Source organism: Prochlorococcus sp. MIT 1314 (assembly GCF_034093315.1).
Taxonomy (GTDB): domain Bacteria; phylum Cyanobacteriota; class Cyanobacteriia; order PCC-6307; family Cyanobiaceae; genus Prochlorococcus_A; species Prochlorococcus_A marinus_Y.
In genome coordinates, this window is record NZ_CP139300.1 from 210,103 (window position 1) to 223,291 (window position 13,189).

General features: G+C 27.3%; 20 protein-coding genes. 9 read left to right on the forward strand and 11 right to left on the reverse strand.

The annotated features are described in order from the left end of the window. Positions 1-49 precede the first annotated feature (49 nt). The gene (locus SOI86_RS01230; RefSeq protein ID WP_320681809.1) at positions 50-970 is read left to right on the forward strand and encodes an NAD-dependent epimerase/dehydratase family protein; all 921 of its coding nucleotides are present in this window, start codon (positions 50-52) and stop codon (positions 968-970) included. On the opposite strand, the gene pgsA is transcribed toward SOI86_RS01230, so the two are convergent. Further along, positions 944-1,483 (reverse strand): CDP-diacylglycerol--glycerol-3-phosphate 3-phosphatidyltransferase, encoded by a 540-nt coding sequence (pgsA, locus tag SOI86_RS01235; protein ID WP_320681810.1) that lies wholly within the window; start codon positions 1,481-1,483, stop codon positions 944-946. The genes SOI86_RS01230 and pgsA overlap by 27 nt on opposite strands. Positions 1,484-1,668: 185 nt before the next feature. On the opposite strand from pgsA, the gene SOI86_RS01240 reads away from it, so the two are divergent. Beyond that, the gene (locus tag SOI86_RS01240; RefSeq protein WP_320681811.1) at positions 1,669-2,280 is read left to right on the forward strand and encodes a PCC domain-containing protein; all 612 of its coding nucleotides are present in this window, start codon (positions 1,669-1,671) and stop codon (positions 2,278-2,280) included. Positions 2,281-2,290: 10 nt separating this feature from the next. On the opposite strand, the gene SOI86_RS01245 is transcribed toward SOI86_RS01240, so the two are convergent. From SOI86_RS01245 to nth, 3 genes are read right to left on the reverse strand one after another with little or no spacing between them, the layout of a single operon-like run. Beyond that, complete coding sequence (locus SOI86_RS01245) at positions 2,291-2,479, reverse strand: hypothetical protein (protein ID WP_320681812.1); 189 nt, start codon at positions 2,477-2,479, stop codon at positions 2,291-2,293. Positions 2,480-2,505: 26 nt separating this feature from the next. Then, complete coding sequence (locus SOI86_RS01250; protein WP_320681813.1) at positions 2,506-3,165, reverse strand: SDR family oxidoreductase; 660 nt, start codon at positions 3,163-3,165, stop codon at positions 2,506-2,508. Positions 3,166-3,200: 35 nt separating this feature from the next. Beyond that, complete coding sequence (gene nth / locus SOI86_RS01255; RefSeq protein WP_320681814.1) at positions 3,201-3,854, reverse strand: endonuclease III; 654 nt, start codon at positions 3,852-3,854, stop codon at positions 3,201-3,203. A gap of 96 nt (positions 3,855-3,950) precedes the next feature. Between nth and SOI86_RS01260 the strand changes: the two genes are divergently transcribed. Both SOI86_RS01260 and SOI86_RS01265 read left to right on the forward strand, forming a co-directional pair. Further along, a complete protein-coding gene (locus tag SOI86_RS01260; RefSeq protein WP_320681815.1) occupies positions 3,951-5,009 on the forward strand; it encodes an ABC transporter ATP-binding protein in 1,059 nt (352 codons plus the stop codon). A gap of 243 nt (positions 5,010-5,252) precedes the next feature. Continuing rightward, positions 5,253-5,807, forward strand: coding sequence for a ferritin (locus SOI86_RS01265; protein WP_320681816.1), 555 nt, complete (start codon positions 5,253-5,255; stop codon positions 5,805-5,807). Here the strand turns inward: SOI86_RS01265 and SOI86_RS01270 are convergent. From SOI86_RS01270 to SOI86_RS01290, 5 genes are all read right to left on the reverse strand, one after another. Then, on the reverse strand, positions 5,793-6,083 hold the full coding sequence (locus SOI86_RS01270; protein ID WP_320681817.1) for a hypothetical protein: 291 nt from the start codon (positions 6,081-6,083) through the stop codon (positions 5,793-5,795). The genes SOI86_RS01265 and SOI86_RS01270 overlap by 15 nt on opposite strands. 4 nt (positions 6,084-6,087) lie before the next feature. Next, a complete protein-coding gene (locus SOI86_RS01275; protein WP_320681818.1) occupies positions 6,088-6,675 on the reverse strand; it encodes a Crp/Fnr family transcriptional regulator in 588 nt (195 codons plus the stop codon). A gap of 338 nt (positions 6,676-7,013) precedes the next feature. Next, positions 7,014-7,802, reverse strand: a complete 789-nt coding sequence (locus SOI86_RS01280) for an ABC transporter ATP-binding protein (protein WP_320681819.1) — start codon at positions 7,800-7,802, stop codon at positions 7,014-7,016. 103 nt (positions 7,803-7,905) lie between these two features. Continuing rightward, positions 7,906-9,228 carry a Rieske 2Fe-2S domain-containing protein gene (locus SOI86_RS01285; RefSeq protein WP_320681820.1) on the reverse strand — a complete coding sequence of 441 codons (1,323 nt, stop codon included), beginning with the start codon at positions 9,226-9,228 and terminating at the stop codon, positions 7,906-7,908. A 160-nt stretch (positions 9,229-9,388) separates the two neighbouring features. Then, positions 9,389-9,583, reverse strand: coding sequence for a hypothetical protein (locus tag SOI86_RS01290; RefSeq protein WP_320681821.1), 195 nt, complete (start codon positions 9,581-9,583; stop codon positions 9,389-9,391). Between the two features lie 361 nt (positions 9,584-9,944). Here SOI86_RS01290 and SOI86_RS01295 point away from each other — a divergent pair, with 361 nt between their 5' ends. Continuing rightward, positions 9,945-10,286, forward strand: a complete 342-nt coding sequence (locus SOI86_RS01295; protein WP_320681822.1) for an RNA-binding protein — start codon at positions 9,945-9,947, stop codon at positions 10,284-10,286. A 22-nt stretch (positions 10,287-10,308) separates the two neighbouring features. Here the strand turns inward: SOI86_RS01295 and SOI86_RS01300 are convergent, their stop codons facing one another. Next, on the reverse strand, positions 10,309-10,488 hold the full coding sequence (locus SOI86_RS01300; RefSeq protein ID WP_320681823.1) for a hypothetical protein: 180 nt from the start codon (positions 10,486-10,488) through the stop codon (positions 10,309-10,311). Between the two features lie 352 nt (positions 10,489-10,840). Further along, complete coding sequence (locus tag SOI86_RS01305; RefSeq protein WP_320681824.1) at positions 10,841-11,137, reverse strand: hypothetical protein; 297 nt, start codon at positions 11,135-11,137, stop codon at positions 10,841-10,843. Positions 11,138-11,390: 253 nt separating this feature from the next. On the opposite strand from SOI86_RS01305, the gene SOI86_RS01310 reads away from it, so the two are divergent. The 4 genes from SOI86_RS01310 (at position 11,391) to SOI86_RS01325 (ending at position 13,163) form a co-directional block, all read left to right on the forward strand. Next, on the forward strand, positions 11,391-11,846 hold the full coding sequence (locus SOI86_RS01310; RefSeq protein WP_320681825.1) for a hypothetical protein: 456 nt from the start codon (positions 11,391-11,393) through the stop codon (positions 11,844-11,846). A 129-nt stretch (positions 11,847-11,975) separates the two neighbouring features. After that, positions 11,976-12,290 (forward strand): hypothetical protein, encoded by a 315-nt coding sequence (locus SOI86_RS01315; protein ID WP_320681826.1) that lies wholly within the window; start codon positions 11,976-11,978, stop codon positions 12,288-12,290. Positions 12,291-12,550: 260 nt separating this feature from the next. After that, entirely contained in the window at positions 12,551-12,724 is a 174-nt protein-coding gene (locus SOI86_RS01320) for a hypothetical protein (protein ID WP_320681827.1), read from the forward strand. A gap of 259 nt (positions 12,725-12,983) precedes the next feature. After that, positions 12,984-13,163, forward strand: coding sequence for a hypothetical protein (locus tag SOI86_RS01325; protein ID WP_320681828.1), 180 nt, complete (start codon positions 12,984-12,986; stop codon positions 13,161-13,163). Positions 13,164-13,189: the final 26 nt, after the last annotated feature.

A 13,189-nucleotide genomic window follows, 5' to 3' on the forward strand; every position in this document is an offset into this window, starting at 1 on the left:
ATATGTAATTCTATTTAAGATTACTACTTCAGTTAAATATTTTTTGAATATGAAAATTCTTGTAATGGGTGGCACTAGATTTGTTGGAAAGTCTTTGGTTGGAAAGTTATTAAGTAAAAATTATGATATTGATATTTTCACGAGAGGTAATAAAAGTAATCCTGAAAAAACAAATTTAATTAAGGGTGATAGAAATAGTTCAGAAGATATCGTTAGGCTAAGAAATAAAAAGTATGATGTTGTTTATGATATTTCTGGACGAGAGTTAGAACAAACCAAACTTCTTATAGAAAATTTAGATAACTCTTTCCAGAGATATATATATGTCAGCTCTGCAGGTGTTTATAAAGATAATTGTGAACTACCCTTATCCGAAGTTGATCCAATTGATCCAGATAGTAGGCACAAAGGAAAGTTTGAGACAGAAAATTGGTTAAAAAAACAAAAAATTCCTTTTACAAGTTTTAGACCTACTTATATTTATGGACCAGGAAATTATAATAAAATCGAAAATTGGTTTTTTGAAAGGTTATTCACTAAAAAATCCATACCAATCCCTGGTGACGGGTCTTTAATTACTCAGCTAGGCCATGTTTCTGATCTAACTGATGTAATGATTAAGTGCATGAATTTTGAAAATTCTAAAAATAATATTTACAACTGTTCAGGTGAAAAAGGAGTAACAATAAAGGGTTTAATTTATTACTGTGCGAATGTTCTTGGATTAAAACAAAATGAGATTTCTTTGAGAACATTTGATTATCAAAAATTAGATCCTAAATCTCGAAAGGGATTTCCAATTAGACTAAATCATTATCAGACTGATATTTCTAAGATTAAACGTGATTTAGAGTGGGTGCCAAATTTTGATTTGCTTAATGGTTTAAAGGATAGTTTTGTGAAAGATTTTAAAAATAAAAAGAGTGAGGAGTTTGATGAAAATTCAGATCATATTCTTTTTAATTCTTAAATAGCCTAATAAAGTCACAAAAGTCAGGATGAATCCTAACCAATAAAAAATTAAAGCCAAATTATTCAATAAGCTTATTTTTAATGGTGTAAAGAAGGTTATTAGTGAAATAAAAAAGAAAAATGTTTTAAATTTACCCAACATAGATGCTGGTAAACCGTCTTTTGTAGAGTTCCTCAGGCTAGAGATAATTAATTCTCTAAATAAAATTAATGACAAAGACCAGAAAGGTATTAAATTATTTTTACAAAGGAAGGTTAAAGGAATTAAATAGAATACTTTATCGCTTAAGGGATCAATGATAGCTCCTAATCTGGTTTTAAGATTAAATTTCCTTGCAATAAACCCGTCAAAATAATCAGTTAAACCACCAATAATAATTAATATAAAGACATAAAAAGGTCTGTTAATTTCTAAAAAAAGTATTAAGGGAAATACAAGAAAAAGGCGAGATATCGATAATAAGTTGGGAATATTCAATGCCAAATTTTTAAGATCTTTTCTTAATATCAAATTAGTTATTGTATGTAAAAAATATATTACACTCTCAACAAGCTTAAATTTTTAGTAAAAATTTTAAATGGTTTTTTAAAGCTAGATTCTAAAATTTAATTTAAATCTGAATCATAAAGATTATAAACTCAACTTCTCTTTATGATTGATGATGTTTTATATTACAAAATTATTCCTTATCTCTAATGCAGCCTCATAGCCTAAAGCTATCTCCAGAATCTGATTTGATAAATTCAATTAAAGAATATTCTTTATCGAATAATTTATACGGGTATGTTTCTGGAGTGGTTGGTAATCTTAGAACAGTTTGTATTCAATGCCCAGGAAATCAAGAGATAAATAAATTTGAGGGAAACCTAGAGATAGTTTCTTTAAATGGACATTTTAATAAAGGAGATGTTCATTTACACTTAAGTTTTGCAGATGAGGGATGTAATGTCTTTGGCGGGCATCTTGAGGAGGGATGTATTGTAAAAAAAGGTACTGATATATTATTAATTTCTTTCGAACAAAAAATTATTAATATCTCAAATAATGATTTATTAAAAAATGAATCACGTGTAAAAGCATATATTTTAAAGGATTGTCCTTGGTCTAAAAGAGCAATTAGGTTGCTTAATTCTTTATCTATCCCTCATGAAGTTACTTTAATAGACAATGATGAGATCTTTCAAAAAATAATGGCTCAAAGTAGCCATAATACTTTTCCGCAAATTTTCTTGGATAATAAATTTTTTGGAGGATATGATGAACTTTCAGAACAAGCAAAATTCGATAACTTAAGTTCATTTAAGTAATCTAAATTTTTTAACTATCACGATTAGTAAGTTTTTCAGCAACTAATTCTTCCTCTAACTGCTTTATTAATCTTGATACAAGACTTTGAAATTCTGGTTGACAGCCTTTAAATGCAGCTTTATGTCTTATTGGCTCATTTCTAGTTCTTAAATCAGTAAGCATTAATTGTAATGCGTCAACTTTTGGATTTATTTTCATAGTTTTAATCTATATATTTACATCTTTTAAATCATTTGCATAGCTTTTTTAAAAGATATCTTTTTATTATCATGCGAACTTGTTACTTCTATTAATTTATTTATGGATTCTTTGTTTTTTAAAGAATCTATACAACATTGTGCTACTAATCTTCTTGGGATTGATCCATTAATTTGAGTATCCTCCTTTGAATAATTTATATTTTCTGATTTAATATCTTCATTTTCTTTTAATCCTCCAGGTCTAATAATAGTCCATTCGAAATTTGAATTTCGTAGAAAGTTTTCACCTATTTTCTTCCAAATAAGAATTAAACCAAATAGGTTTAATGGGTGAAATAATTTGCCAGTACAAAGAGAACTTACTAAAATAACTCTCTTAATACCAACTCTTTTGCAACTCTCCAATTGCCTGTATACGCCTAAAGCATCAACCTTCGCAGGACCCGTTAAATCTAATGAAGCTCTTGCACCAGTAGCAATTACCAAAGCATCAATATCTTTTAACGCTTTATCAAGTTCTTTCTTATTATCTAATGAAACTCTAATTGTTTCTAAACTCTCTAGTCCTTCTGAAACTTTTGAATTCTTTCTAATAATTTGCCTTACTTTATATCCTTTTTTAACGGCCTCTTCAGTAATTCTATAACCTGTTTTACCCGATGCACCTGTAATTGCTATTTTCATAATTTAAGAATTAATTTAATCATTATATTGATTTTTTAAGGTTTTTTAGATATAAATTTCTTTTTTCTTTTTGGAAAAAGAGTACGACATAAATAACATTTTGTTCCATCACAACCTCTTGCCGTGCAGTATTCTCTGCCATAAAAGATTATTTGCAAATGTAAAGTATTCCATTCATTAATAGGAAATAATTTTTTTAGGTCTTTTTCTGTTTGAATCACACTATCTCCATTAGATAAACCCCACCTTTGTGACAACCTGTGTATGTGAGTATCAACTGGAAATGAGGGGATTTTAAATACTTGGGACATTACAACTGACGCTGTTTTATGACCTACTCCTGGAAGAGATTCAAGCTTTTCAAAGGTATCTGGAACTCTATTTTTATGTTTCTCAATTAGGAGTTTTGATAGGTTATAGATATTCTTGGCTTTTTGATTTGATAGACCTAAATATTTTATATATTCATATATACCACTAATACCTAGCTCTACCATCTTTTCTGGATTATCTGCAACTTTAAACAAGCTTCTTGTTAATTCATTAACTTTCTTATCTGTTGATTGAGCACTTAAAACTACTGCGACTAGAAGTGTATAGGCATTTGTATGATCAAGAGGGATAGGAGGAGATGGATACAACTTTTTGAGTTCTTTGCGGATTATTTCTGCTCTCTCAGACTTTCTCATTAATTTGATAGATTTATTTGATGTATAAAATTATACAAGGGATATTTTAGGTTAATATTTTCTGCTAATTTAATATATTTAAAGAAGAAGTTTTTTGTGAAAAATGATGCGTTAGTAATTGATGATCTGCATCATAAATATCATAAGCAAAAATATTCAAATTGGATATTAAATGAAATTAACCTAAAAATTGAGAATGGCGAACTATTAGGATTGCTCGGTCCTTCTGGGTGTGGAAAGACAACTCTTTTGAGATTAATCGCAGGGTTCGAATATCCTTCTAAGGGAAGAATTTATCTAAACGATAAGGAAATTTCATGTAGAAAAAGAATACTTAGTCCTGAGAAAAGAAATATTGGTATGGTTTTTCAAGATTATGCACTTTTCCCTCACTTAACTGTTATGGAAAATGTAATGTTTGGTTTAAAAAACAAAAAAGATAGATCTAGAGTTGACTATCTATTAAATGTAGTTGGCCTTGATACTTTTGTTGGAAGGTTCCCTCATGAATTATCTGGAGGGCAAAAACAAAGACTCGCAATTGCAAGAGCTCTTGCACCAGATCCTAATTTTATTTTATTGGATGAACCCTTTTGTAGTCTTGATATGCACGTCAAGCTTAAATTGAGAAGTGAACTCCCTAATATTCTAAGAGGTTGTAATGCTAGTGGATTAATGGTTACGCATGATCCTGAAGAAGCTATGTCAATTTGCGATAAAGTTGCCGTCATGCATGAAGGTAAAATACATCAAATTGATACACCAATTAATCTTCTAAATAATCCTAAGACTAAATTTGTTAGTAGTTTTATTTTGGGAAATAATATTCTTAATCTCAAGAAAAATGGTAATTCATATATGTTTTGTTTAGGTGAAATAAGTAATTCAGTGTTATCAAAGAATACAAATATCAAAAGTATGTCAATTTCTCCTAAATTTATTTCAATTAAAAGATCTGAATCTGGGAATGGGATTGTAATATCTAGAGAATTCCTTGGAGAATTTCTTATCTATAAAGTATCTATTAATGAGGATATATTGAGGATTAGAACTAATATTAATAATCTCCTAAATAATGGGGATAAATGTTCTCTTTCTATTAATAAGAATAGTTTTTGTTTTTTATATCCTGGAGCACATAAGGTATATATTTAAGATTTTTTATAGGCAATTACACTTTCCTCCCTTCCAATTAGAGCATTTTTTCTTTTTACATTTCTTTTTTTTACTTAAATATATTTTGTTGGTTAATAGCAGTTCAGAAAAACTGTATTCTAAATTCATTTATAGTATTGCTATTGATATTCATTATCATATTGCTTAATTTAATTTAAAGGATTAACTTATTACTTATTTATACAAAATGTTGTATTATTTAATTAGCTTTATTTTTGAATAATGAATGAAAATAATTTAAAAACGAAGAAATTAATTAATTTTGGCCCATCTGGAAGAGCTGTTGCACAACCAATGGACAATAGCTTATTGGATAATATTTTTGAACATTTAACAATGGAAAGATATGCCAACGTTCAATATTTTTCTATATATATGTGGTTTCAAGAGAGAGATTTAAATGGATTTGCCTCTCATTTTCTAAGTGAATCTCAAAGTGAAATGGAACATGCCCAAAAATTTGCAGATTATTTAATTGCAAGAGGGCAAAGTGTGAAACTTAGTCAACTTCCTGCACCTGTTCAGGAATGGGACTCTATAGAGGATTTGATTTCATATTCTTTTAATATGGAGGCTGATTTAACTTCATCTCTACAACAGCTCTATTCGATTTCAGAAAGAATTTCAGATACAAGAACCAATGTATTTTTAGATCCAATTGTAGAGGCTCAAACCAAATCAGAGGATGAATTTGCAAATATACTTGGGAAAGTTAAGTTTGCGTCTAATCAACCATCTGCAATTTTATTAATAGATAGTGATTTAAAGAAAAAATAAATTACTTTCAAATTTATTTTCATTCAATGTCCTTTTTGTTTTTTCAACAAGTAAGTTCGAAAAATTGATTTTCTCAGTGCTTGCTTTATTTAAGAGCTCAGCAATTTTACTAATCTCATTAACTCTATTAAAAATAGTTTTGTTCTCAGAAAATAATCTTTCTTTCAATCCTTTATTTTGGGTGGTTTTGAAAGATTGTTTTATATTTCTGAGCCTATTTGATAATAGATCAACTTCCATTAATAGGTTGTTTGTTATTGATTGCGATTCTTTCATTTTTCTATAGTGGGGATGTTTCAATAAAAGAAGGCGCAACACTTACCGTTTGGGTTCCAATTGGAGCTATTAATAACTCAGATGATCTTAGTTTAGAAATTAATCTAGTTGATGTTACTCGTGTTGAACCTATTAATTCACCTATCCTTTCATGAGTCAACCTAAAAGGTAACTCACACCACTGCCCACACCTTCTTCCTAATCTATTAACCAGTATTGAAAGTAAAGCTTGTAATCTTTGTTCTGCATTTCCTAAGTGTCTAATTCTGAGAAGTTGCAAAGTCCACTCATTTACTGCATCGTACCCAATATTTTCATCAATATTTACATTGCTATGAAAAGATAAATCTGTTAAGGCTTCAACACAGACTCCATCACTACATAAAAGGTCTGTTCTTAATTGATCTCCTGATTGTAAGAATGCTAGTGTCATTCCTTCAGTTTCTTCACAGGGGCAATAAACTCTTGCAATTCCACTTTCAACTTCTAGACATGTGCCTTTTGGTCTTGATGATGGATCTATTAAAACGGATTGCCCAGTTATTATCCTTACTGATTTTGAGGGAGATTCTCCATAAGAATGGAAATTCATTAAATTAAATTTGATAATGAGAATTATTATCAATTATGCAGCACTAAATTACTTATTGCAAGAGATTCTCATTATCAACGTATTTTTTGAAGCTTTTCTTTACATAAGTTTTAAGCAATATAATTTAAATGGAGTTCTTTAAATATTTTATTTAGTGATGTCTTTTAATAGAATCTGTCTTAATTGTGGAAGTACTTCTTTCGTTTCTGACCGCTCTTTAGCAGGTAGGATAGTCTGCTCTAGGTGTGGATCTTCTTCGTCAAGAAAAAGCTCTTCTTCACTTATTAATAGTAAAAAATTAATTTTTCTTATTATTGCAATAGCAATTTTTCTAATTATTATTTAAACAATCTGTTTAAAAACCATAATCCATTTTTTTTAATTACTTCTGCATCAATACCATATAATTTTTTAAGATTTGAACTATTTATAACTTTCTTTTGATTTCCATCAGCGATTAGCTCACCCTTTTTTATCATTATGACTCGGTCATAAATATCTGTAATCATTGAAATATCGTGTGTTACACAAAAAATCTTTGTATTTGATTTTGATAATTCATTAATCTTATCAATTACAAAAAACTTTGATTTATAATCTAAATTAGCAATTGGTTCATCCAGGATTAATATATCTGGTTTTCTAATTAACGCTCTAGCAATGAGTATAATCTGTTTTTCTCCATCTGATAAATAGGAAAAAAATTTATTAGCTAAACTTGAGATATTCATAACTTTCATAAGACTTTCTACTTTATAATGGTCTTCTGCAGATTTAATTGATATGTAGCAATATTTTCCATATAGTCCACTTTTAATTAAGTCATAGACTTTCAGATTTGGATTTATTCTATTTTTAATATCATTATTTACTGTACTTATTCTTTTTCTTAGTTCCCATAAATTTATATTTTCTTTGTCAAATATTTTTAGCATAGAATTATCGGCTACTACCGGGTATATGTTTCTATTAATTACCTCTATTAATGAGGATTTACCAGCACCATTAGGTCCGATTAATATTACATTCTCTGAATATGTTATTTTTAAATCTAAATTCTTAATTACTTTAAAACCGTTCTTAAAACAATTTATATTTTTTGCCTCAAACCAATAGTTATTAACCACTAAACTTATTGCTCCAAAATATAATTAATTGAATTGAGCTTAAAATAAATATAAAAAGATAAAGCCAATTCAACCATGGAGGTCTATTTACTTTATTCATAAATTATATGATTAACATGAAAATCAGTAGTGGAGCGGCAAATCTTAATAATGTTTTTCTTATAATATCCATATTATTTATAACTTCTAGATTCTTAATCTCTGGAGGATATTTCAATATAACATTATCATATACGTTATGATTTTCAGTTTTATTAATATTTTTCCAAGGCCTATCTCTCTCTTCAGACTTCTTATACCACTTCCAGAAATAATTTATTATTCTGTCTTCTCCCAATAATTTTATTTCATCTTTTTTAATTAATTCCAATTTGTGATTATATGTCTGCGTCTTTAAAATCATATAATCCTCATTAAATATCTTATAAAAAATTTTTCTTTGATTCTCTTTAAATAATATGAGGTTATTAAGTAGTTTATTTTTTAAAAATTTCCTGTAATGCCTAACTATTACTCTTGCTTTATTATCTCCTAGTGGAATATGATCTAGAACTTGTAAATATCGACATGCTGAAGGATTTCCTTTATAAATTAAGATCCTTCCTGGTGGAATGTATTTTATACGGATAAATTCTTTTGAAGGGTCATTTTTGTAGAAGTAAATACTTTCAATGTATTTTGGGGTAATATTAATTTTTTGTTTAAAACTAACAAGTACGTTTTTATTAACATCTTTATCAGGAATTGTATCCCCATGAACCCAAAATAGATGAAGAATATCTAAGTGATTTTCAATTATCCTTGACCAATCACATTTGAAGTCAACTAAAACCTGTTCCGACACATAATCTTCAATTAAAAAGCCATTGTGAGATAATTCGTGGTTAGTTATAGGCGAATCCTCAATTAGATTATTTAAATCAGTTTCAGATTTTTTTGAAAAATGTACAAAAATATATCCATCTTTTTCTAAAGCTTTGTATTGAGATAAATGAATTTTTTTGGCGTAATTATCATAGTTATTATCTATTATGTGGCTACAGGTTATTCGATCTAGATTTTGGCAACTACCCTCAGATGAGAATTCTGCCCCGTGATATGGGCAAGTTAATACTCCATTTGATATTGTGCCTCCAAAAAAAGATGCTCCCCTATGAGGACAAATATTCTTGATGCACTTTACATTTTCATTCTCATCTCTGTAAAGAACAAGTGGCTCATCATAGAGAGAGAAATAATGAAGCTTATTTTTTTTTAGTTCTTTTGAAGGACAGATTGCATACCAACCAAATAAACCTATATTTAAATCATTTTTATTTTCTCTAATATCAAACGAGTCAATTTTTACTACCGAACCTTTCTCAAAAGGCTTAAGAACGGTATTTAAGTCTTTAGATTTAAAAAAATTAATTTGTTTGTTTTCCATAAATTAATTTCTTTTTTATTGACAAGTTATCTATCGGAACTATAACTCAAGTAAATAATTAATTTCTAATAAAACTATAATTCTCTATTATTTGTAGCAATAATTATCTCTTTCTACAAAATCAATGAGCTCCTTGTATTTTTATCTAACTTTCTTTATTTTATAATTTTTGAATCTTTTGTAATTCTTTTAAATTTTTTATGTAATCATTAGCATCTTCAATATTTTTGTGGAAATTGCACTGGCCGAGATAACAACCTATAAATCTTAAGAACTTTCTTTTACCACCAATAATTTCATATCTATGTATTGTTCCTCCATCAATAGGAGCATATATTAATTCTGGTAATGCCATATGTTGTTTCCTAATTGTTAATTAAACAATAATTCAAGCTCAAATACATTGCCATAGCTGAGGCATTTTTTTTAATAATTAGTTTATTTATTTTTGGTTAATTATTTACTGAATTCCTAGGCTTTTTTGTGTTTGTTAATTTTAGATACCAATTTAGATTAGCCCAAAACTATTAGGTGTCTTTTAAAAAATTACCTAAAAAGTTCAATCTTCAAGATCTTCATATTAGATAGCTTTTGACTTGCATAATATGGAATGCTTATTTAATCTATTGAAAATTTTAATTTGTGTAATTTTTAATAAAATATAATCAGCTCAGATAAATTCTAAATTATATTAAATTTTGAATTGATAAAATATCATGATCAAAAGGGTTTTAACTATCTTTATCTTAACTTTTTTTCTTGTATTTAGTATTCCAGTTTACTCATTAGATACTTCTTCTAAAAATCTTGAGAAGTATACTAATAAGATTTCTAATAAATTCACTAGAACTTACTGCAACACTTCCAAATTTGGTATCTCTTATGAAGGTGCTTTGGCATTCGCTATTGGAGAAACTAACAAGGAATTTAAAAATAATAAACTCAATAAATTGATAGATTATTCGCAACTAAAAGATTCAATAGTTAATGGTTTAGAAAATAATTGCGATGTTTATGATTTTCCTATTAGTAGTTTAGAAAAATTAAAATTTGATTAGATATATCGAAATTATTAAAGTATTATTTTCTCCCTATCCAATCACTAGGCTTATCAAGCATCCACTCAAAAACACCCTTAGCATCAAGGTTTTTAGATGCATAAATAAACATTATTGGAAATAATAAAATTACGACTCCAATCACGGATAATTCTAATTTACCAATCCCCATCTCTTTGATTGTTAACGCGAAATAATTCATCATTACTTTTATAGAATTAAAGTTTATTTAGTACTTAATTTATAAAAAATTATTTACGCTTTCTTTTTTTGATAAAAATTCTTAATTGTTTATAGTGAAATTTATTTGTATAAAGTACCTATTTTATTGATGCATACTTTCTAAGTAATTTAAATATTATAGATGATTATTATTCATTAGCTATGAATCATGAAATTATAATTTTAAGTCCTCTTTTTATAGTAATAATTGGATTTATAGTTTTTTCAATTTTGAAGAAAAGGAAGAGATCAGCTAAAAGTATTTATAAACTAATTGATGATTTAGAAAAAAAATACATCTATTAATAATTTATTTTTAAAAGTAAATATGATTAATCAAATTCTATACCAACTTCTTCTTTTAAATCCCTTTCTAAATCTGGAAGATGCGGTTCAACCCAATGATCGTTGTTATCAATACCAGCTGCATTTACATAGTTCATGATGTGTTGATCTACTTGCTTATAAAGATCATGCAAATTTAAATCCATGCGAATGTCATGTGCAATTTCAGAGACTTGTTTTTCTGTTAAACAATGATTTGGATGAAGTAAATCACAGCATGGAATTCTCTTTTCAATCAATTCATTTAAATTGATTTTTATTTCGTAATCTTGATGAACAGTCATAGATTTTAAGAGTTTATTATGATTCTAATTATGGTTACAGATTTGTATATCTTTAAGTTAAGAAACGAAGTTCTTTAAAGTGATTTTAAATAAATAGATCTTCCAAATCTTTATATATCATCGTTTCCCTTGGTGTTTTCTAAAGGAGTACGATCATCCTTTGAAAGTTTCTTTTTAGAATTAAAGGAAAGATATCCCATAGCTACAGATAGTAATGTTGTCGGAATGATTATTAGTATTTTATTGACTTATTATGAATATAGTGCAACACTATTTACAGATAAGTGCTGAACTTTATTCGTTATCAATGCCTACAAAGAAAAAAAGAGTTGGTTTTATTCCAAGAGAAGATGTTATGAAAATAATCCATAAACTTAGCATAGAGAATAATTTAAGTAATTCAAAAATAATCAGTATTTTAGTAGAGGAAGCACTCGCTGTAAGAGGTATATTTAACAAAAAAACAGGAAAGTCAATTCGTTTATATCAAGACATTAAAGATGATTCACAAAACTTATCTGAAGATTCTTCTGATTTTAAATATATTAAGAGATCCACAATTAATACTAATTCAGGAAATTATAAACATTCTGATAATACAAACCTTTTAAAACAGATAAATCAGGAGAATTTTGATTTACAAACCTATAAAAAGTTTATATCATTTCTTAAATTTCAGGAAATTATGGATGAATTTAATAGTTGCTAGGTGTTGTAAAGTACAGCACTGTGTGATAAATTTAATATGAATTTATTTGTGGCGATTTACTTGTTAAAAATTATTTATACTCATTTCAAAGTTATGAAATCAATTAATCCATAAAATTATTTATTTATTATGAATTCATCATCCCCAATTTTGTCTATAAATCTTTTGCCTCCGGAAAAGTTATATTGCAACTTTAGTTATTGGAGCTCTTTGTTTTCTCAGGATATGCAGATTTTATGGGATAGAGCGCATGGGGTTCCTCTAGAAAAACTCCCCAAAGGGGTTTCTGATATGATTTTTCCGTATTTACTGCTAGCACTTTCAGACTATAAGAGTTCTCAACTAAATAAAATGAATGGAGTAGGGTTAGATAATCTTTTAAACCTATGGTTCGATAAGTACTTTTTGAACAAAAAGGGGTATTTCGAACTAATTAATAAATAATTTATTCATAATTTATTTTTAAAATCTTTTTGGATTGATATCAAGAATTTGTTGCAAATAAAAACCTATTAAGATCTTCTATGCGAATTGGCACAAAAATAATCACTGAGTTTAATCTTAAATCTATTATTTTGGTTTTTCATATTTCTTTTATAAATTTCTAGTCTTGCCATAAATTTATACAAATTTTGAGATTAAAATTTAAATTATGTTGACTTTTATTGTTGATGAGATGATAATGACAAAAATAAATTTTTATTGTGAATCCTCTATTAGATACTTTTGATGATTTTGTTGATGATCTACTTCTTTCCGATAATAATTTATTGAAAGGGGAACTTGATTTACTTCTTATTCAACAATTATTTAATTCAATAGATTTAAAGAATATAAATAAAACTGAATTCGAAGATAATGAACCGTTAGTTGCTTAATTTTTTATGAAATTTCTCTATGAAAAGTTTTGGGTTCCAGTTTTTGGAAAAATTTTATCAAAATTTGTTTTTTTAATAGAGGGTAGAAAGCAAGATTCTAAAAAAAAAGTAAGGCATTAATTACTTTTAGGCTTGTTTAAAGTATCCATAAATACATAATTTAATTCAATATATTCTGATAACAACAAAAGATATACTTTTTATTTATAAAAATGTTCATTGTTGAGTTATGAAAGAAATTTCTTTTTAGCAAATTAAAATGAGCAAAAAAAATACCTTGAGACCATATACTGTACATTATCGTGATTTTCAAAATACAAGATTAGAAAATTGCTTTTATGCTTTTGATGCCTACGAGGCTAGAACATTAGCGATGGAATTTAATAAGTATATAAATGAACATCCAAACAGTATTGACCTTATAAGATGTGAAACATAAAAAATCTTTTTAGTTTTTTAAAATTA